Source organism: Enterobacter sp. JS8-1 (assembly GCF_049187015.1).
Classification (GTDB): Bacteria; Pseudomonadota; Gammaproteobacteria; order Enterobacterales; family Enterobacteriaceae; genus Enterobacter; species Enterobacter mori.
In genome coordinates, this window is the sequence record NZ_CP185805.1 from 4381847 (window position 1) to 4398564 (window position 16718).

At 50.3% G+C, this 16718-nt stretch carries 30 protein-coding genes; 1 reads left to right on the plus strand and 29 read right to left on the minus strand.

Annotated features, from left to right (window positions below):
• Positions 1 to 13: 13 nt before the first annotated feature.
• The 25 genes from rpsK to rpsJ form a co-directional block, all read right to left on the minus strand.
• Positions 14 to 403, minus strand: coding sequence for a 30S ribosomal protein S11 (gene rpsK, locus ACOQH0_RS20895; protein WP_003863312.1), 390 nt, complete (start codon positions 401 to 403; stop codon positions 14 to 16).
• A gap of 16 nt (positions 404 to 419) precedes the next feature.
• On the minus strand, positions 420 to 776 hold the full coding sequence (gene rpsM, locus ACOQH0_RS20900) for a 30S ribosomal protein S13 (protein WP_003863308.1): 357 nt from the start codon (positions 774 to 776) through the stop codon (positions 420 to 422).
• A 146-nt stretch (positions 777 to 922) separates the two neighbouring features.
• Entirely contained in the window at positions 923 to 1039 is a 117-nt protein-coding gene (gene rpmJ / locus ACOQH0_RS20905) for a 50S ribosomal protein L36 (protein WP_000868187.1), read from the minus strand.
• Between the two features lie 31 nt (positions 1040 to 1070).
• The gene (secY, locus tag ACOQH0_RS20910; protein WP_003863305.1) at positions 1071 to 2402 is read right to left on the minus strand and encodes a preprotein translocase subunit SecY; all 1332 of its coding nucleotides are present in this window, start codon (positions 2400 to 2402) and stop codon (positions 1071 to 1073) included.
• 7 nt (positions 2403 to 2409) lie between these two features.
• A complete protein-coding gene (gene rplO, locus ACOQH0_RS20915; RefSeq protein WP_003863304.1) occupies positions 2410 to 2844 on the minus strand; it encodes a 50S ribosomal protein L15 in 435 nt (144 codons plus the stop codon).
• A 3-nt stretch (positions 2845 to 2847) separates the two neighbouring features.
• Complete coding sequence (rpmD, locus tag ACOQH0_RS20920; protein WP_003863301.1) at positions 2848 to 3027, minus strand: 50S ribosomal protein L30; 180 nt, start codon at positions 3025 to 3027, stop codon at positions 2848 to 2850.
• A gap of 6 nt (positions 3028 to 3033) precedes the next feature.
• Positions 3034 to 3534: a 30S ribosomal protein S5 gene (gene rpsE / locus ACOQH0_RS20925; protein WP_003863299.1), complete on the minus strand. Its 501-nt coding sequence runs from the start codon at positions 3532 to 3534 to the stop codon at positions 3034 to 3036.
• Between the two features lie 14 nt (positions 3535 to 3548).
• A complete protein-coding gene (rplR, locus tag ACOQH0_RS20930; RefSeq protein ID WP_003863297.1) occupies positions 3549 to 3902 on the minus strand; it encodes a 50S ribosomal protein L18 in 354 nt (117 codons plus the stop codon).
• A 9-nt stretch (positions 3903 to 3911) separates the two neighbouring features.
• The gene (gene rplF, locus ACOQH0_RS20935) at positions 3912 to 4445 is read right to left on the minus strand and encodes a 50S ribosomal protein L6 (protein WP_003863296.1); all 534 of its coding nucleotides are present in this window, start codon (positions 4443 to 4445) and stop codon (positions 3912 to 3914) included.
• Between the two features lie 12 nt (positions 4446 to 4457).
• On the minus strand, positions 4458 to 4850 hold the full coding sequence (gene rpsH, locus ACOQH0_RS20940) for a 30S ribosomal protein S8 (RefSeq protein ID WP_006178918.1): 393 nt from the start codon (positions 4848 to 4850) through the stop codon (positions 4458 to 4460).
• Between the two features lie 30 nt (positions 4851 to 4880).
• Positions 4881 to 5186: a 30S ribosomal protein S14 gene (rpsN, locus tag ACOQH0_RS20945; protein ID WP_003863291.1), complete on the minus strand. Its 306-nt coding sequence runs from the start codon at positions 5184 to 5186 to the stop codon at positions 4881 to 4883.
• 14 nt (positions 5187 to 5200) lie between these two features.
• Positions 5201 to 5740: a 50S ribosomal protein L5 gene (gene rplE / locus ACOQH0_RS20950; RefSeq protein WP_001096206.1), complete on the minus strand. Its 540-nt coding sequence runs from the start codon at positions 5738 to 5740 to the stop codon at positions 5201 to 5203.
• A 14-nt stretch (positions 5741 to 5754) separates the two neighbouring features.
• Complete coding sequence (gene rplX / locus ACOQH0_RS20955; RefSeq protein WP_003863287.1) at positions 5755 to 6069, minus strand: 50S ribosomal protein L24; 315 nt, start codon at positions 6067 to 6069, stop codon at positions 5755 to 5757.
• A gap of 10 nt (positions 6070 to 6079) precedes the next feature.
• Positions 6080 to 6451, minus strand: coding sequence for a 50S ribosomal protein L14 (gene rplN, locus ACOQH0_RS20960; RefSeq protein ID WP_004160583.1), 372 nt, complete (start codon positions 6449 to 6451; stop codon positions 6080 to 6082).
• Positions 6452 to 6617: 166 nt separating this feature from the next.
• Positions 6618 to 6872: a 30S ribosomal protein S17 gene (gene rpsQ, locus ACOQH0_RS20965; protein ID WP_008503489.1), complete on the minus strand. Its 255-nt coding sequence runs from the start codon at positions 6870 to 6872 to the stop codon at positions 6618 to 6620.
• Positions 6872 to 7063: a 50S ribosomal protein L29 gene (rpmC, locus tag ACOQH0_RS20970; RefSeq protein WP_003863282.1), complete on the minus strand. Its 192-nt coding sequence runs from the start codon at positions 7061 to 7063 to the stop codon at positions 6872 to 6874. Before rpmC ends, rpsQ begins: the two co-directional genes overlap by 1 nt.
• Positions 7063 to 7473: a 50S ribosomal protein L16 gene (gene rplP / locus ACOQH0_RS20975; protein ID WP_002919759.1), complete on the minus strand. Its 411-nt coding sequence runs from the start codon at positions 7471 to 7473 to the stop codon at positions 7063 to 7065. Before rplP ends, rpmC begins: the two co-directional genes overlap by 1 nt.
• A gap of 12 nt (positions 7474 to 7485) precedes the next feature.
• On the minus strand, positions 7486 to 8187 hold the full coding sequence (gene rpsC, locus ACOQH0_RS20980) for a 30S ribosomal protein S3 (protein ID WP_000529945.1): 702 nt from the start codon (positions 8185 to 8187) through the stop codon (positions 7486 to 7488).
• A gap of 17 nt (positions 8188 to 8204) precedes the next feature.
• Positions 8205 to 8537, minus strand: a complete 333-nt coding sequence (rplV, locus tag ACOQH0_RS20985; RefSeq protein ID WP_002919773.1) for a 50S ribosomal protein L22 — start codon at positions 8535 to 8537, stop codon at positions 8205 to 8207.
• Between the two features lie 14 nt (positions 8538 to 8551).
• Positions 8552 to 8830: a 30S ribosomal protein S19 gene (gene rpsS, locus ACOQH0_RS20990; RefSeq protein WP_001138117.1), complete on the minus strand. Its 279-nt coding sequence runs from the start codon at positions 8828 to 8830 to the stop codon at positions 8552 to 8554.
• Between the two features lie 16 nt (positions 8831 to 8846).
• Positions 8847 to 9668 (minus strand): 50S ribosomal protein L2, encoded by an 822-nt coding sequence (rplB, locus tag ACOQH0_RS20995; RefSeq protein WP_008457150.1) that lies wholly within the window; start codon positions 9666 to 9668, stop codon positions 8847 to 8849.
• Between the two features lie 17 nt (positions 9669 to 9685).
• Positions 9686 to 9988, minus strand: coding sequence for a 50S ribosomal protein L23 (gene rplW, locus ACOQH0_RS21000; RefSeq protein ID WP_000617546.1), 303 nt, complete (start codon positions 9986 to 9988; stop codon positions 9686 to 9688).
• Positions 9985 to 10590: a 50S ribosomal protein L4 gene (gene rplD, locus ACOQH0_RS21005; protein ID WP_003031119.1), complete on the minus strand. Its 606-nt coding sequence runs from the start codon at positions 10588 to 10590 to the stop codon at positions 9985 to 9987. Before rplD ends, rplW begins: the two co-directional genes overlap by 4 nt.
• Before the next feature lie 10 nt (positions 10591 to 10600).
• Positions 10601 to 11230, minus strand: coding sequence for a 50S ribosomal protein L3 (gene rplC / locus ACOQH0_RS21010; RefSeq protein ID WP_042714858.1), 630 nt, complete (start codon positions 11228 to 11230; stop codon positions 10601 to 10603).
• Positions 11231 to 11262: 32 nt separating this feature from the next.
• Positions 11263 to 11574 carry a 30S ribosomal protein S10 gene (gene rpsJ / locus ACOQH0_RS21015; protein ID WP_001181005.1) on the minus strand — a complete coding sequence of 104 codons (312 nt, stop codon included), beginning with the start codon at positions 11572 to 11574 and terminating at the stop codon, positions 11263 to 11265.
• A gap of 380 nt (positions 11575 to 11954) precedes the next feature.
• Here rpsJ and ACOQH0_RS21020 point away from each other — a divergent pair, with 380 nt between their 5' ends.
• On the plus strand, positions 11955 to 12428 hold the full coding sequence (locus tag ACOQH0_RS21020) for a prepilin peptidase (RefSeq protein ID WP_172701816.1): 474 nt from the start codon (positions 11955 to 11957) through the stop codon (positions 12426 to 12428).
• Here the strand turns inward: ACOQH0_RS21020 and bfr are convergent.
• The 4 genes from bfr to fusA all read right to left on the minus strand — a co-directional run bounded on the left by bfr (position 12412) and on the right by fusA (position 16703).
• Positions 12412 to 12888, minus strand: coding sequence for a bacterioferritin (bfr, locus tag ACOQH0_RS21025; protein WP_089600728.1), 477 nt, complete (start codon positions 12886 to 12888; stop codon positions 12412 to 12414). The genes ACOQH0_RS21020 and bfr overlap by 17 nt on opposite strands.
• A 72-nt stretch (positions 12889 to 12960) precedes the next feature.
• The gene (gene bfd / locus ACOQH0_RS21030; RefSeq protein WP_003863268.1) at positions 12961 to 13155 is read right to left on the minus strand and encodes a bacterioferritin-associated ferredoxin; all 195 of its coding nucleotides are present in this window, start codon (positions 13153 to 13155) and stop codon (positions 12961 to 12963) included.
• A 179-nt stretch (positions 13156 to 13334) separates the two neighbouring features.
• Positions 13335 to 14519 carry an elongation factor Tu gene (gene tuf / locus ACOQH0_RS21035; protein WP_023309456.1) on the minus strand — a complete coding sequence of 395 codons (1185 nt, stop codon included), beginning with the start codon at positions 14517 to 14519 and terminating at the stop codon, positions 13335 to 13337.
• A 69-nt stretch (positions 14520 to 14588) separates the two neighbouring features.
• Entirely contained in the window at positions 14589 to 16703 is a 2115-nt protein-coding gene (gene fusA, locus ACOQH0_RS21040; protein WP_010436278.1) for an elongation factor G, read from the minus strand.
• Positions 16704 to 16718 lie beyond the last annotated feature (15 nt).

Sequence of the window (16718 nt, forward strand, 5' to 3'; positions counted from 1 at the left end):
AAAAAACGGAGCGTTATACGCGACGTTTTTTCGGCGGACGACAACCGTTATGAGGGATCGGAGTCACATCAGTAATATTAGTGATGCGGAAACCAGCGGCGTTCAGAGCGCGAACAGTAGATTCACGACCCGGACCCGGACCTTTAACCATAACTTCCAGATTCTTGATGCCGTATTCTTTTACGGCTTCAGCGCAACGCTCTGCTGCAACCTGAGCTGCGAACGGAGTGGATTTGCGAGAACCACGGAAACCGGAACCACCGGCTGTTGCCCAACCCAATGCGTTACCCTGACGATCAGTAATAGTAACGATGGTGTTGTTGAAAGAAGCATGGATATGAGCCACGCCGTCAGAGACTTGTTTTCTTACACGTTTACGTGCACGAACTGGTGCCTTTGCCATTATTCAATCACCCCGATTATTTCTTGATCGGTTTGCGCGGACCCTTACGGGTACGTGCGTTGGTCTTAGTACGCTGACCGCGCACTGGCAGACCACGACGATGACGCAAACCGCGATAGCAACCAAGATCCATCAGGCGCTTGATGCTCATGCTGATTTCACGGCGCAGATCACCTTCAACGACAAATTTGGCAACTTCGTCACGCAGCGTGTCGATTTGTTCTTCAGACAGCTCACTGATCTTAACATCTTCAGCGATACCCGCTGCAGCCAGAATGGCTTTAGAACGGGTCTTGCCGACGCCGTAGATCGAAGTTAATGCGATCACAGCATGTTTCTGATCAGGAATGTTAATGCCTGCTATACGGGCCACTATGCACTCCTACTATTTAATATGTACGCACCATGCTGAAAAGCCCGTTTTCAGGATACTCAAATGGAAACGTACAGACATACAAAAGATTGGCTGGCTAATCTAGCCAGCTCAACCCAACTTTGCAAGAAAAATATGCGAAATAATCAGCCTTGGCGCTGTTTATGCTTCGGCTCGGCACTGCAAATCACACGGATGACACCATCACGCTTAACGATTTTGCAGTTACGGCATAATTTCTTGACGGAAGCACGAACTTTCATTTTTACTCTCCGTAACTTCTCAGGCGACCATTTAGCGGCCGTAGCCTTTCAGGTTCGCCTTCTTCAATGCAGACTCATACTGACTGGACATCATCAGAGTTTGCACTTGAGCCATAAAGTCCATAATCACGACAACAACGATAAGCAGTGAGGTCCCACCGAAGTAGAACGGTACTTTCATTGCATCACGCATGAACTCCGGGATCAGGCAGATAAAAGTAATATAAAGCGCACCAACCAAAGTCAGGCGAGTCATTACTTTATCGATATACTTCGCCGTTTGCTCTCCCGGACGAATTCCTGGTACAAATGCACCGGACTTCTTCAGGTTATCTGCTGTTTCACGCGGGTTGAAGACCAACGCCGTGTAGAAGAAACAGAAGAAGATGATCGCAGACGCATAGAGTAACACATAAAGTGGTTGCCCAGGCTGCAAATACAGCGAAATTGTTGTCAGCCAGTTCCAACCAGTACCGCCCCCGAACCATGACGCGATGGTTGCCGGGAACAGAATAATACTGGAAGCGAAGATAGCCGGGATAACCCCCGCCATATTCACTTTCAGCGGTAAATGTGTGCTCTGTGCAGCATAGACACGACGACCCTGCTGACGTTTAGCGTAGTTCACCACAATGCGGCGTTGACCACGTTCAACGAAGACAACAAAGAACGTCACTGCAAATACTAATACTGCAACCAACAGCAACAGGAGGAAGTGCAGGTCGCCTTGACGCGCTTGCTCGATAGTATGGGCGATGGCTGGCGGGAGACCCGCAACAATACCGGCGAAGATGATGATTGAGATACCGTTGCCGATACCACGCTCAGTAATCTGTTCGCCGAGCCACATCAGGAACATCGTCCCTGTGACCAGACTTACAACAGCGGTGAAATAGAATGCAAAGCCCGGGTTTAACACCAGGCCCTGCATACCAGGCATATTCGGAAGACCGGTAGCAATACCGATCGACTGGAATATTGCCAGCACCAGAGTGCCGTAACGGGTGTACTGGCTAATCTTACGACGTCCAGACTCCCCTTCTTTCTTCAGCTCTGCCAGGGCCGGATGAACGACCGTCAGCAGCTGGATAATAATTGATGCCGAAATGTACGGCATAATACCCAGTGCAAAGATAGAAGCACGGCTGAGAGCACCACCAGAGAACATGTTGAACATTTCAATGATGGTGCCTCGCTGTTGCTCAAGCAGTTTGGCAAGTACAGCGGCATCGATACCAGGGATCGGAATAAAAGAGCCAATACGGAACACAATCAGCGCGCCGATAACAAACAGCAGTCTGCGTTTCAGCTCGCCAAATCCACCTTTGGCACTTTGAAAATCTAATCCCGGTTGCTTAGCCATCTGCTACTTATTCCTCAATTTTACCGCCAGCAGCTTCGATAGCAGCACGAGCACCTTTAGTAACACGCAGGCCACGAACAGTTACCGGAGTAGAAACTTCACCAGCCAGGATCACTTTCGCGAACTCGATCTGGATACCGATAATGTTTGCTGCTTTCAGCGTGTTCAGGTCTACAACGCCGCCTTCAACTTTCGCCAGGTCAGACAGACGGATTTCCGCTGTGATCGCTGCTTTGCGAGAGGTGAAGCCGAACTTCGGCAGACGACGGTACAGTGGCATCTGGCCACCCTCGAAACCGCGACGTACGCCACCGCCAGAACGAGAGTTCTGACCTTTGTGACCACGACCACCGGTTTTGCCGAGGCCAGAACCGATACCACGACCCAGGCGTTTACCCGCCTTTTTAGAGCCTTCGGCCGGAGACAGAGTATTTAAACGCATCTCTTACTCCTCAACTTTAACCATGAAGTAAACCGCGTTGACCATACCACGAACAGCAGGAGTATCCTCGCGCTCAACGGTATGACCAATACGACGCAGACCCAGGCCAAGCAGCGTTGCCTTGTGTTTCGGCAGACGACCGATTGCACTGCGGGTTTGAGTGATTTTAATAGTCTTTGCCATGGTCAATTACCCCAGAATTTCTTCAACGGATTTACCACGCTTGGCAGCGACCATTTCTGGAGAATTCATATTTTCCAGGCCATCAATAGTTGCACGAACCACGTTGATCGGGTTGGTGGAACCATATGCTTTAGCCAGAACGTTATGAACTCCAGCAACTTCCAGAACGGCGCGCATTGCACCACCGGCGATGATACCGGTACCTTCTGAAGCTGGCTGCATGAATACACGAGAACCCGTGTGAACACCTTTAACTGGGTGTTGCAGGGTGCCGTTGTTCAGCGCGACGTTAATCATATTGCGACGGGCTTTTTCCATCGCTTTCTGGATCGCTGCTGGAACTTCACGCGCTTTACCGTAACCAAAACCAACGCGACCGTTACCATCACCAACTACAGTCAGAGCTGTGAAGGAGAAAATACGACCACCTTTTACGGTTTTAGATACGCGGTTAACCGCGATCAGCTTTTCCTGCAGTTCGCCAGCCTGTTTTTCGATGTGAGCCATCTTACACCTCTACCTTAGAACTGAAGGCCAGCTTCACGGGCAGCATCTGCCAGTGCCTGGACACGACCATGATATTGGAACCCGGAACGGTCAAAGGAAACATTGCTGATGCCTTTTTCCAGAGCGCGTTCTGCAACAGCTTTACCTACAGCTGCAGCGGCGTCTTTGTTACCGGTGTACTTCAATTGTTCTGAGATAGCTTTTTCTACAGTAGAAGCAGCTACCAGAACTTCAGAACCGTTCGGTGCAATTACCTGTGCGTAAATATGACGCGGGGTACGATGTACCACCAGGCGAGTTGCACCCAGCTCTTTGAGCTTGCGGCGTGCGCGGGTCGCACGACGGATACGAGCAGATTTCTTATCCATAGTGTTACCTTACTTCTTCTTAGCCTCTTTGGTACGCACGACTTCGTCGGCGTAACGAACACCCTTACCTTTATAAGGCTCAGGACGACGGTAGGCGCGCAGATCTGCTGCAACCTGACCGATCAGCTGTTTATCAGCGCCTTTCAGCACGATTTCAGTTTGAGTCGGACATTCTGCAGTGATACCGGCCGGCAGCGGATGCTCAACAGGGTGTGAGAAGCCCAGAGACAGGCCTACTGCATTCCCTTTGATAGCTGCACGATAACCTACACCAACCAGCTGAAGCTTTTTAGTGAAGCCTTCGGTAACACCAACAACCATTGAGTTCAGCAGGGCACGCGCGGTACCAGCCTGAGCCCATCCATCCACGAAACCATCACGTGGACCGAAGGTCAGAGCGTTATCTGCATGTTTAACTTCAACAGCTTTGTTGAGGGTACGAGTCAGCTCGCCGTTTTTACCTTTGATCGTAATAACCTGACCGTCGATTTTTACATCAACGCCGGCAGGAATAACGACCGGTGCTTTAGCAACACGAGACATTCTTTCCTCCGATTAGGCTACGTAGCAGATAATTTCGCCACCAAGACCAGCTTGGCGCGCTGCACGATCAGTCATAACACCTTTTGAGGTAGAAACAACTGCGATACCAAGGCCAGCCATAACTTTCGGCAGCTCATCTTTTTTCTTATAGATGCGCAGACCTGGGCGGCTGACACGCTGAATGCTTTCTACAACAGCTTTACCCTGGAAATACTTGAGAGTAAGTTCCAGTTCCGGCTTGGTGTCGCCTTCAACTTTAAAATCTTCGATAAAACCTTCTTCCTTCAGCACGTTGGCAATTGCCACTTTCAGCTTGGCGGAAGGCATGGTGACCGCAACTTTGTTCGCGGCCTGACCGTTACGGATACGGGTCAGCATATCCGCGATCGGATCTTGCATGCTCATCTGTCTTTACTCCCGTGATTCAATTGGTAATTACCAGCTAGCCTTTTTCAAGCCTGGTACTTCACCGCGCATGGCGGCTTCACGCAGTTTGATACGGCTCAACCCAAACTTGCCCACATAACCATGTGGACGACCTGTTTGACGACAGCGGTTACGCTGACGAGACGGGCTGGAATCACGCGGCAGAGACTGCAGCTTGAGAACCGCATTCCAACGATCTTCGTCGGAAGCGTTCACATCAGAAATGATCGCTTTCAGTTCAGCGCGTTTAGCGAAGAATTTATCAGCTAAAGCTACGCGCTTTACTTCGCGTGCTTTCATTGATTGCTTAGCCATTCAGTAACCCTACCTTACTTGCGGAACGGGAAGTCAAAGGCAGCCAGCAGAGCACGGCCTTCTTCGTCAGATTTCGCAGTAGTGGTAATGGTAATATCCAAACCACGCACGCGGTCGACTTTATCGTAGTCGATTTCTGGGAAGATGATCTGCTCACGGACACCCATGCTGTAGTTACCACGACCGTCGAAAGACTTAGCGGACAAGCCACGGAAGTCACGGATACGTGGAACAGCAATAGTGATCAGGCGCTCAAAGAACTCCCACATGCGTTCGCCACGCAGAGTTACTTTACAGCCGATCGGATAGCCCTGACGGATTTTGAAGCCTGCAACTGATTTGCGTGCTTTGGTGATCAACGGCTTTTGACCGGAGATTGCTGTCAGGTCAGCTGCTGCGTTATCCAGCAGTTTCTTGTCAGCGATCGCTTCACCAACACCCATGTTCAGGGTGATCTTCTCGACCCGAGGGACTTGCATGACAGAATTGTAGTTAAACTCAGTCATGAGTTTGTTAACTACTTCGTCTTTGTAGTAATCATGCAGTTTCGCCATCGTACTACTCCAAATTACTTGATAGTTTCGCTGTTAGACTTGAAGAAACGGACTTTTTTGCCGTCTTCGAATCTAAAGCCTACACGGTCAGCCTTGCCGGTAGCCGCATTGAAGATTGCAACGTTAGAAACCTGAATTGCAGCTTCTTTTTCAACGATGCCGCCTGGTTGGTTCAGGGCCGGAACCGGCTTCTGATGTTTCTTAACCAGGTTGATACCTTCAACGACGAGTTTGCCGGAAGACAGAACATTTTTTACTTTACCGCGTTTACCTTTATCTTTACCGGTTAACACGATAACTTCGTCATCACGACGGATTTTCGCTGCCATGATTCGCTCCTTAGAGTACTTCTGGTGCCAGAGAGATAATTTTCATGAACTTTTCAGTACGAAGTTCACGAGTTACCGGCCCAAAGATACGCGTGCCGATAGGCTGCTCGCTGTTATTATTTAAAATAACGCATGCATTACCATCGAAGCGAATGACAGAACCGTCAGGGCGACGAACACCCTTCCTGGTGCGCACCACTACCGCTTTCAGCACATCACCTTTTTTGACCTTACCACGTGGAATTGCTTCCTTGATGGTGATCTTGATGATGTCGCCTACGCCTGCGTAGCGACGGTGCGAGCCACCCAGAACCTTGATACACATTACGCGACGTGCACCGGAGTTGTCGGCGACGTTCAGCATAGTCTGTTCTTGGATCATTTCAGTGCTCCGCTAATGTCAACTACTACCTGAGACTCTAAAATCAGAGCCGTTAAAAAGCCCCATATCGAGGGCGCGGCATTATAACACCGCTTCTACAATATGGGTAGAAAAAATAAACGGCTCATCGCTGAGCCGTTTATTCGTATTGAGAATGCGTACTGTATTACAGAACCGCTTTCTCTACAACGCGAACCAGCGTCCAGGACTTAGTCTTGGACAGTGGACGGCATTCACGGATTTCAACCTTGTCGCCGATACCACATTCGTTGTTCTCGTCATGTACGTGCAGTTTGGTCGTACGTTTGATGAATTTACCGTAGATCGGGTGTTTCACAATACGTTCGATAGCTACAACAATGGATTTCTCCATTTTGTCGCTAACAACACGACCTTGCAGAGTACGGATTTTATCGGTCATTACGCACCCGCCTTCTGAGTCAGTAAAGTCTTAACGCGTGCAACATTGCGACGCACTTGCTTCAGCAGGTGAGTCTGTTGCAGCTGGCCACTTGCAGCCTGCATACGCAGGTTGAACTGCTCACGCAGCAGGTTCAGCAGCTCAGCGTTCAGCTCTTCAACGCTTTTTTCACGCAGCTCTTTTGCTTTCATTACATCACCGTCTTAGTTACAAAGGTGGTTTTGATAGGCAGTTTCGCTGCTGCCAGGCCGAAGGCTTCACGGGCCAGCTCTTCCGGAACACCGTCCATTTCATAAAGGACTTTGCCCGGTTGGATCAAGGCAACCCAGTACTCCACGTTACCTTTACCTTTACCCATACGAACTTCCAGTGGCTTCTCGGTGATCGGTTTGTCCGGGAATACACGGATCCAGATCTTACCTTGACGCTTAACTGCACGGGTCATTGCACGACGTGCTGCTTCGATCTGACGTGCAGTCAGACGACCACGGCCAACAGCTTTCAGACCGAAAGTGCCGAAGCTAACATCCGTACCCTGCGCCAGACCACGGTTGCGGCCTTTGTGCACTTTACGGAATTTTGTACGCTTTGGTTGTAACATCAGCGACGCTCCTTATTTACGGCCTTTACGCTGCTGCTTTTTAGGTTGAGCAGCCGGTTTTTCCGGTTGTTCAACAGCAGCCATACCACCCAGGATCTCACCTTTGAAGATCCATACCTTAACGCCGATTACACCGTAAGTGGTGTGCGCTTCAGAGGTGTTGTAGTCAATGTCAGCACGCAGAGTGTGCAGCGGTACGCGACCTTCGCGGTACCATTCGGTACGTGCGATTTCCGCGCCGCCCAGACGGCCGCTAACTTCAACTTTGATACCTTTAGCGCCCAGACGCATTGCGTTCTGTACAGCACGCTTCATAGCACGACGGAACATAACGCGACGTTCCAGCTGTGAAGTGATGCTGTCAGCAACCAATTTAGCGTCCAGTTCAGGCTTACGAACTTCAGCGATATTGATCTGTGCAGGAACGCCAGCGATATCCGCTACGACCTTGCGCAGTTTTTCTACGTCTTCGCCTTTCTTACCGATAACGATGCCAGGACGAGCAGTGTGAATAGTCACACGGATGCTCTTAGCTGGACGCTCGATAACGATACGAGATACAGACGCTTTAGCCAGTTCCTTAGTCAGGTACTGACGTACTTTAAAATCGCTGTCCAGGTTGTCAGCGAATTCTTTGGTGTTCGCAAACCAGGTAGAGTTCCATGGTTTTACAATACCCAGGCGAATACCATTAGGATGTACTTTCTGACCCATTGCTAGTCTCCAGAGTCTCAGCGATCGGACACAACCACAGTAATGTGGCTGGTGCGCTTCAGGATGCGATCTGCACGACCTTTCGCACGCGGCATAATGCGCTTCATGCTTGGGCCTTCATCTACGAAAATTTTCGCGACTTTCAGATCGTCGATGTCAGCGCCATCGTTGTGTTCAGCGTTAGCAATGGCAGATTCCAGTACTTTCTTGACCAATACCGCAGCTTTCTTGTTGGTATAGGTCAGGATGTCCAGGGCCTGCGACACTTTCTTACCGCGAATCAGGTCAGCAACAAGGCGAACCTTCTGTGCAGAAGAACGAGCATGGCGATGTTGAGCTAAAGTTTCCATCTCTTCCTCCTACCTTATTTCTTCTTCGCTTTTTTATCAGCAGCGTGGCCGCGATAAGTACGAGTCGGTGCGAATTCACCCAGTTTGTGACCAACCATTTCGTCGGTAACAAAGACTGGAACGTGCTGACGACCATTATGGACAGCGATGGTCAAACCGATCATGTTAGGAAAGATCGTTGAACGACGGGACCAAGTGCGCAGGGGCTTCTTGTCTCCGCTTTCCACCGCTTTCTCTACCTTCTTCAGCAAGTGCAGGTCAATAAAAGGACCTTTCTTGAGAGAACGTGGCATGGCTTATCCTCTAAAATTATTTGCTACGGCGACGTACGATAAATTTATCAGTACGCTTGTTGCTGCGGGTCTTCTTACCTTTGGTCTGAACGCCCCACGGAGATACCGGGTGCTTACCAAAGTTACGACCTTCACCACCACCATGTGGGTGGTCGACTGGGTTCATCGCAGTACCGCGAACGGTAGGACGAACACCACGCCAGCGTGCAGCACCTGCTTTACCCAGAACGCGCAGCATATGCTCAGCATTGCCAACTTCGCCCAGAGTAGCGCGGCAGTCTGCTTCGACTTTACGCATTTCACCAGAACGCAGACGCAGGGTGACATAAGCACCGTCGCGCGCAACGATCTGAACGTAAGTACCAGCGGAACGTGCCAGCTGACCGCCTTTACCTGGTTTCATTTCTACGTTATGAACGGTAGAACCAACCGGGATATTGCGCATCGGCAGGGTGTTACCTGCTTTGATTGCAGCATCAACGCCAGACTGAATCTGGTCGCCAGCTTTCAGGCCTTTAGGGGCCAGGATGTAACGGCGTTCGCCATCTTTGTACAGAACCAGCGCGATGTTCGCGGAACGGTTCGGATCGTACTCAAGACGCTCAACAACTGCTGGGATACCGTCTTTGTTGCGTTTGAAGTCAACAATACGATAAGCCTGCTTGTGGCCACCACCGATGTGACGAGTGGTGATACGGCCATTGTTGTTACGACCACCGGATTTGCTGTTTTTTTCCAGCAACGGAGCAAAAGGTTTGCCCTTGTGCAGCTCAGGGTTAACCACTTTAACTACGTGGCGACGACCCGGAGATGTCGGTTTACATTTAACAACTGCCATTGTATTACTCCTCCGACTTACTCAGCGCCGCCAACGAAGTCCAGATTCTGGCCTTCTTTCAGGGTGACGTAAGCTTTTTTCCAGTCGCTACGACGACCGATACGCTGTCCGTGACGTTTAACTTTCCCTTTAACAACCAGGGTGTTAACGACTTCGACTTCGACTTCAAACAGTTTCTGCACAGCAGCTTTGATTTCTGCTTTGGTCGCGTCTTTAGCAACTTTGAGAACGATGGTGTTTGTTTTTTCCATCGCAGTAGACGCTTTTTCAGAAACGTGCGGTGCGCGAAGCACCTTCAGCAGACGTTCTTCACGAATCATGCCAGCATCTCCTCAACTTGCTTAACAGCATCAGCAGTCATTACGACTTTGTCGAAGGCGATCAGGCTAACCGGGTCGATACCAGTCGCATCGCGTACGTCAACCTTGTGCAGGTTACGTGCGGCCAGGAACAGGTTCTCGTCCAGCTCACCGGTGATGATCAGCACATCTTCCAGAGCCATGTCTTTCAGTTTCTGTGCCAGCAGCTTAGTTTTAGGCGCTTCTACAGAGAATGATTCGACAACGATCAGACGATCCTGACGTACCAGTTCGGACAGGATGCTTTTCAGCGCGCCGCGGTACATCTTTTTGTTAACTTTTTGACTGTGGTCCTGTGGACGCGCAGCGAAGGTCACGCCACCTGAACGCCAGATCGGGCTCTTGATAGAACCTGAACGCGCACGGCCGGTACCTTTCTGGCGCCATGGCTTTTTGCCAGAACCAGTTACTTCAGCACGAGTCTTCTGAGCACGAGTACCCTGACGAGCACCAGCTGCATAAGCAACAACAACCTGGTGAACCAGCGCTTCGTTGAAATCACGACCGAAGGTAGTTTCGGAAACAGTCAGCGCGCTCTGCGCGTCTTTCAATACTAATTCCATTGCTATCCCCTTACGCCTTCACAGCTGGTTTAACGATCAGGTCGCTACCGGTTGCACCCGGAACTGCACCTTTAACCAGCAGCAGGTTGCGCTCAGCGTCAACACGTACTACGTCCAGGCTCTGAACGGTTACACGTTCGTTACCCAGCTGACCTGCCATTTTCTTGCCTTTGAACACTTTGCCCGGAGTCTGGTTCTGACCGATAGAACCCGGAACGCGGTGAGACAAGGAGTTACCGTGAGTAGCGTCCTGGGTACGGAAGTTCCAGCGCTTAACGGTACCAGCAAAACCTTTACCTTTAGAGGTACCGGTTACGTCAACTTTTTTAACGTCAGCAAACAGCTCAACGCTAATGTCTTGACCTACGGTGAACTCTTCGCCTTCAGCAAGACGGAATTCCCACAGACCACGGCCAGCTTCAACGCCAGCTTTAGCGAAGTGACCCGCTTCTGGTTTGGTTACACGGTTAGCTTTTTTAGCACCAGTGGTCACCTGAACAGCGCGGTAGCCATCGTTAGCCAGATCTTTGATCTGAGTAACGCGGTTTGCTTCAACTTCGATTACGGTTACTGGGATAGAAACGCCATCTTCTGTGAAGATGCGGGTCATACCCACTTTTTTACCGACTAAACCAATCATTGTATCAACCTCTCAATCGCTCGATGACCTGATCAACCCAGGCTGATCTGCACGTCTACACCGGCAGCCAGATCCAGACGCATCAGAGCATCAACGGTTTTCTCAGTTGGCTCAACGATGTCAACCAGACGCTTGTGAGTGCGGATTTCGTACTGATCACGCGCGTCTTTGTTGACGTGCGGGGAGATCAGAACGGTGAAGCGCTCTTTGCGGGTCGGCAGCGGGATCGGACCACGGACTTGCGCACCAGTGCGCTTAGCAGTCTCGACGATTTCCGCGGTTGATTGATCGATCAGACGATGATCAAACGCTTTAAGGCGGATACGGATTCTTTGGTTCTGCATGAGACCAGAGCTCCAATTATTTTATAAACGAAAATGATTACTCCTCAAACCCATTACGATTGATGGGAGAGTGTAACCGTTCTTACGTAGCTCCCCAATTGGGAGCATTGTTGAGTAACAAAATGAGTTACTCCGGTTCAGTTCGAACCCGCTGTCAATTACGACAAGCCCGCGCATTATACGTAAATCAGAGAAAGACGCAAGTGCCGTTTAGAAATTAAGCGCTAAAGGCGCGGTATGCGTAAGGACTCGCAACTTTTTACGCAATGTATCCCTTCTCGAATCTTTGTCTGGAGCCCCTACGCAATTGTGGTTTTTGTAGATTGCCGGACAGGCCGATTATAACGAGGATGCGCTCAAACCCTGTTGAGGCCTTTTCCATGTTAACTACCCTCCCCTTTCTGCTGTTCTATTTTTCGCTGACTGCCTTTCTTGTCTATGCAGATATCCGCTGCGGCCTGCTTCCCGATAAATTTCTCTGCCCACTGCTGTGGGTGGGCCTGCTCTTTCAGCTCTGTATCCATCCAGATTTTCTGCCGAGTGCGGTTGTGGGTGCGATGGCAGGATATGTTGGCTTTGCCGTTATTTACTGGGGCTATCGGTTTTTCTTTCGCCGCGAAGGGATGGGATATGGCGATGTTAAATATCTGGCAGCGCTGGGCGCCTGGCATGGCTGGTGCGTATTACCGCTGCTGGCGTTGGTCGCCGCGCTGATGGCACTTTTGTGCCTTCTCATCCTCTCTTTAGTTCACCCTGATAAACAGACATTAAAAAACCCACTGCCTTTTGGGCCATTTCTGGCGGCAGCGGGTTTATGCGTTGGCTGGGAAAACCTGATTAGCTTTCCACTTTGATCTGCGACTGAAGGTAGTTCTGTAGGCCAATTTTGGTAATGAGATCCAGTTCAGTCTCCAGCCAGTCAATATGGCCTTCTTCATCGGCGAGGATCTGGATCATCATGTCACGACTAACATAATCATGGACGCTGTCAGCATAGGCGATGGCTTCACGAAGATCTCTTGCGCCTTCGAGCTCCAGTCTGAGATCGGAACGCAGCATCTCCTCAACATCTTCACCAATGCCCAGTTTGCCAAGATCCTGCAAGTTTGGAATGCCTTCGAGGAATAAAATACGCTCAATATATTTATCGGCGTGCTTCATCTCATCGATGGACTCATGGTATTCAACATCATTGAGGCGAGTCAGTCCCCAGTTTTTGAACATTCTTGCATGGAGAAAATACTGATTGATTGCGACAAGCTCATTTCCCAATAATTTATTGAGATAACTTATGATTTTAACATCACCTTTCATTATATAGTCCCTCCGCTTCCACTCATTGAAGCGTAGATCGGGCTACAGGGATGTCAAAAAAAAGATACGGGCTTACGCGATCTCTTTGAATTCCGGGATCTGCATCAATTCATCCTGCATAATCTCACGCGCTGCGCGAACGCATTTACCGCATTGATTTCCCACCGGAACAAACTTGCGAAGCTGCTGGAAAGACTGTGGCTGAAACTGGCGAACGGCCTGACGTATTTTTTTGTCACTCACACCATTACATAAACAAACGTACATAAAAACTCCCGTTCAAAATATGCGCAAAGTGTAAGTGAGAATGGTTATGATTACAATAGTACAAACGCCGGGATGCGAGACGGAAGCAGGCAAAAAATGCGAAAATTTGTGACAGATTCAAAACGCCTGAAAACAAAAAAGGACGCCGAAGCGTCCTTTTTTCATTCAGGGATAATTAATTAGCCCAGAACTTTAGCAACAACGCCCGCGCCAACGGTACGGCCGCCTTCACGGATTGCGAAACGCAGACCGTCGTCCATCGCGATTGGGTGGATCAGAGTCACAACCATCTTGATGTTGTCGCCTGGCATTACCATCTCAACGCCTTCTGGCAGTTCGATGGTACCGGTCACGTCAGTTGTACGGAAGTAGAACTGTGGACGGTAGCCTTTGAAGAACGGAGTATGACGGCCGCCTTCGTCTTTGGACAGGATGTACACTTCAGATTCGAACTTGGTGTGTGGCTTGATTGAGCCTGGCTTCGCCAGAACCTGACCACGTTCGATTTCTTCACGTTTGATACCACGCAGCAGAACACCAACGTTCTCACCAGCACGGCCTTCGTCCAGCAGTTTGCGGAACATTTCAACGCCAGTACAGGTAGACTTAGCAGTCTCTTTGATACCAACGATTTCAACTTCTTCGCCAACTTTGATGATACCGCGCTCTACACGACCGGTAACAACGGTACCACGACCGGAGATGGAGAATACGTCTTCGATTGGCAGCAGGAATGGCTTGTCAATCGCACGCTCTGGTTCTGGGATGTAAGAATCCAGGAAGCCAGCCAGTTCGATGATTTTCGCTTCCCACTCTGCGTCGCCTTCCAGCGCTTTCAGCGCGGAACCACGAACGATTGGAGTGTCGTCGCCTGGGAAATCGTACTGAGACAGCAGTTCACGAACTTCCATCTCTACCAGTTCCAGCAGCTCTTCGTCATCAACCATGTCGCATTTGTTCAGGAACACGATGATGAAAGGAACGCCTACCTGACGACCCAGCAGGATGTGCTCACGAGTCTGAGGCATTGGGCCGTCAGTCGCAGCAACAACCAGGATCGCGCCGTCCATCTGCGCAGCACCGGTGATCATGTTTTTAACATAGTCGGCGTGGCCTGGGCAGTCTACGTGTGCGTAGTGGCGAGTCGGGGTGTCGTATTCAACGTGGGAAGTGTTGATGGTGATACCACGAGCTTTTTCTTCTGGTGCGTTATCGATCTGGTCGAATGCGCGAGCAGAACCACCGTAGGTTTTTGCCAGAACGGTAGTGATTGCAGCAGTCAGGGTAGTTTTACCATGGTCAACGTGGCCGATAGTACCAACGTTGACGTGCGGTTTTGTACGTTCAAATTTTTCTTTAGACACGGCTATATTCCTTACTATAGTGCTCTCCCCTTTGGAGAGAGCACGGGACTTAGGTTTTAATCCTGTGGATTACTTACCACGGGCTTCAATAACGGCCTGAGCAACGTTGTTAGGCGCATCATCATACTTCAGGAATTCCATGGTGTATGATGCACGACCTTTGGTCAGAGAACGCAGCTGAGTTGCATATCCGAACATTTCAGACAGCGGAACTTCAGCGTGGATCTTAACGCCAGTTACTTCAGATTCCTGACCACGCAGCATACCGCGACGACGGCTCAAGTCACCGATAACGTCACCGGTGTTCTCTTCAGGAGTTTCTACTTCAACCTTCATGATCGGCTCAAGCAGAACTGGTTTTGCTTTCTTAAAGCCTTCTTTAAAGGCAATAGACGCAGCCAGTTTAAACGCCAGTTCAGAGGAGTCAACGTCATGGTAAGAACCGAAGTGCAGACGAACACCCATGTCAACAACTGGGTAGCCAGCCAGAGGGCCCGCTTTCAGCTGCTCCTGGATGCCTTTATCAACGGCTGGGATGTATTCGCCAGGAATTACACCACCTTTGATGTCGTTGATGAACTCGTAACCTTTAGGGTTAGAGCCCGGCTCCAGTGGGTACATGTCGATCACAACGTGACCGTACTGACCGCGACCACCAGACTGCTTAGCGTGTTTACCTTCAACATCGGTAACTTTCGCACGAATCGCTTCGCGGTAAGCAACCTGAGGTTTACCCACGTTCGCTTCAACGTTGAATTCACGCTTCATACGGTCAACGATGATGTCCAGGTGCAGCTCACCCATACCAGCGATGATGGTCTGGTTAGATTCTTCATCAGTCCATACGCGGAATGATGGGTCTTCTTTCGCCAGACGGCCCAGAGCCAGACCCATTTTTTCCTGGTCAGCTTTGGTTTTTGGTTCAACCGCGATGGAGATTACCGGCTCAGGGAATTCCATACGCTCCAGAATGATCGGGTGATCTGGGTTACACAGGGTGTCACCAGTAGTCACGTCTTTCAGACCGATAGCTGCAGCGATGTCGCCCGCACGAACTTCTTTGATCTCTTCACGTTTGTTAGCGTGCATCTGTACGATACGGCCAAAACGCTCACGCGCCGCTTTCACGGAGTTCAGGATGGTGTCACCGGAGTTAACCACACCAGAGTAAACGCGGAAGAAGGTCAGGTTACCCACGAATGGGTCGGTAGCAATTTTGAACGCCAGTGCAGAGAACGGCTCGTCATCACTTGCGTGACGCTCAGCCGGAGTATCTTTACCGTCGTCCAGGATGCCGTTGATCGCAGGTACGTCAACTGGGGATGGCAGGTAGTCAACTACCGCATCCAGCATCGCCTGAACACCTTTGTTCTTGAACGCAGAACCACAGGTTACCAGGATGATTTCGTTGTTCAGAACGCGCTGACGCAGAGCTTTCTTGATCTCTTCTTCAGTCAGTTCTTCACCACCCAGGTATTTCTCCATCAGCTCTTCAGAAGCTTCAGCAGCGGACTCGATCAGGTTCTGGTGCCATTCGTCAGCCAGGTCCTGCATGTCTGCTGGGATATCTTCGTAAGTGAAGGTAACGCCTGCGTCTTCTTCGTTCCAGTTGATGGCTTTCATTTTCACCAGGTCGATAACACCGGTGAAACCTTCTTCAGCACCAATTGCCAGCTGCAGCGGAACAGGGTTCGCGCCCAGACGGGTTTTGATCTGACCAACAACTTTCAGGAAGTTAGCACCCATACGGTCCATTTTGTTAACGAACGCGATGCGTGGAACTTTATATTTGTTCGCCTGACGCCATACGGTTTCAGACTGTGGCTGAACACCACCAACTGCGCAATAAACCATTACCGCGCCGTCAAGAACACGCATGGAACGTTCTACTTCGATGGTGAAGTCAACGTGGCCTGGGGTGTCGATGATGTTTACGCGATGCGGTTCGTACTGCTTAGCCATACCTGACCAGAATGCAGTAGTCGCTGCGGAGGTGATAGTAATACCACGCTCCTGCTCCTGTTCCATCCAGTCCATGGTGGCTGCGCCGTCATGAACTTCACCGATTTTGTGGTTTACACCGGTGTAGAACAGAATACGTTCGGTAGTAGTGGTCTTACCGGCGTCGATGTGCGCACTGATACCGATGTTACGGTAGCGTGCGATGGGTGTTGTACGAGCCATTTGATTCCTCGTTTG

What these genes read in the sequence shown, in the direction of transcription:
- rpsK (WP_003863312.1), bottom strand. Translation starts at nt 403, where the DNA reads ATGGCAAAGGCACCAGTTCGTGCACGTAAACGTGTAAGAAAACAAGTC.
- rplE (WP_001096206.1), bottom strand. Translation starts at nt 5,740, where the DNA reads ATGGCGAAACTGCATGATTACTACAAAGACGAAGTAGTTAACAAACTC.
- rpsJ (WP_001181005.1), bottom strand. Translation starts at nt 11,574, where the DNA reads ATGCAGAACCAAAGAATCCGTATCCGCCTTAAAGCGTTTGATCATCGT.
- rplF (WP_003863296.1), bottom strand. Translation starts at nt 4,445, where the DNA reads ATGTCTCGTGTTGCTAAAGCACCGGTCGTTATTCCTGCCGGCGTTGAT.
- bfd (WP_003863268.1), bottom strand. Translation starts at nt 13,155, where the DNA reads ATGTACGTTTGTTTATGTAATGGTGTGAGTGACAAAAAAATACGTCAG.
- rplW (WP_000617546.1), bottom strand. Translation starts at nt 9,988, where the DNA reads ATGATTCGTGAAGAACGTCTGCTGAAGGTGCTTCGCGCACCGCACGTT.
- rplX (WP_003863287.1), bottom strand. Translation starts at nt 6,069, where the DNA reads ATGGCAGCGAAAATCCGTCGTGATGACGAAGTTATCGTGTTAACCGGT.
- rpsH (WP_006178918.1), bottom strand. Translation starts at nt 4,850, where the DNA reads ATGAGCATGCAAGATCCGATCGCGGATATGCTGACCCGTATCCGTAAC.
- rpmD (WP_003863301.1), bottom strand. Translation starts at nt 3,027, where the DNA reads ATGGCAAAGACTATTAAAATCACTCAAACCCGCAGTGCAATCGGTCGT.
- secY (WP_003863305.1), bottom strand. Translation starts at nt 2,402, where the DNA reads ATGGCTAAGCAACCGGGATTAGATTTTCAAAGTGCCAAAGGTGGATTT.
- rplN (WP_004160583.1), bottom strand. Translation starts at nt 6,451, where the DNA reads ATGATCCAAGAACAGACTATGCTGAACGTCGCCGACAACTCCGGTGCA.
- rpsC (WP_000529945.1), bottom strand. Translation starts at nt 8,187, where the DNA reads ATGGGTCAGAAAGTACATCCTAATGGTATTCGCCTGGGTATTGTAAAA.
- rplV (WP_002919773.1), bottom strand. Translation starts at nt 8,537, where the DNA reads ATGGAAACTTTAGCTCAACATCGCCATGCTCGTTCTTCTGCACAGAAG.
- bfr (WP_089600728.1), bottom strand. Translation starts at nt 12,888, where the DNA reads ATGAAAGGTGATGTTAAAATCATAAGTTATCTCAATAAATTATTGGGA.
- rplB (WP_008457150.1), bottom strand. Translation starts at nt 9,668, where the DNA reads ATGGCAGTTGTTAAATGTAAACCGACATCTCCGGGTCGTCGCCACGTA.
- rplD (WP_003031119.1), bottom strand. Translation starts at nt 10,590, where the DNA reads ATGGAATTAGTATTGAAAGACGCGCAGAGCGCGCTGACTGTTTCCGAA.
- rpmC (WP_003863282.1), bottom strand. Translation starts at nt 7,063, where the DNA reads ATGAAAGCAAAAGAGCTGCGTGAAAAAAGCGTTGAAGAGCTGAACGCT.
- rplC (WP_042714858.1), bottom strand. Translation starts at nt 11,230, where the DNA reads ATGATTGGTTTAGTCGGTAAAAAAGTGGGTATGACCCGCATCTTCACA.
- fusA (WP_010436278.1), bottom strand. Translation starts at nt 16,703, where the DNA reads ATGGCTCGTACAACACCCATCGCACGCTACCGTAACATCGGTATCAGT.
- rpsN (WP_003863291.1), bottom strand. Translation starts at nt 5,186, where the DNA reads ATGGCTAAGCAATCAATGAAAGCACGCGAAGTAAAGCGCGTAGCTTTA.
- ACOQH0_RS21020 (WP_172701816.1), top strand. Translation starts at nt 11,955, where the DNA reads ATGTTAACTACCCTCCCCTTTCTGCTGTTCTATTTTTCGCTGACTGCC.
- rpmJ (WP_000868187.1), bottom strand. Translation starts at nt 1,039, where the DNA reads ATGAAAGTTCGTGCTTCCGTCAAGAAATTATGCCGTAACTGCAAAATC.
- rplP (WP_002919759.1), bottom strand. Translation starts at nt 7,473, where the DNA reads ATGTTACAACCAAAGCGTACAAAATTCCGTAAAGTGCACAAAGGCCGC.
- rpsS (WP_001138117.1), bottom strand. Translation starts at nt 8,830, where the DNA reads ATGCCACGTTCTCTCAAGAAAGGTCCTTTTATTGACCTGCACTTGCTG.
- rplO (WP_003863304.1), bottom strand. Translation starts at nt 2,844, where the DNA reads ATGCGTTTAAATACTCTGTCTCCGGCCGAAGGCTCTAAAAAGGCGGGT.
- rpsQ (WP_008503489.1), bottom strand. Translation starts at nt 6,872, where the DNA reads ATGACCGATAAAATCCGTACTCTGCAAGGTCGTGTTGTTAGCGACAAA.
- rpsE (WP_003863299.1), bottom strand. Translation starts at nt 3,534, where the DNA reads ATGGCTCACATCGAAAAACAGGCTGGCGAACTGCAGGAAAAGCTGATC.
- rplR (WP_003863297.1), bottom strand. Translation starts at nt 3,902, where the DNA reads ATGGATAAGAAATCTGCTCGTATCCGTCGTGCGACCCGCGCACGCCGC.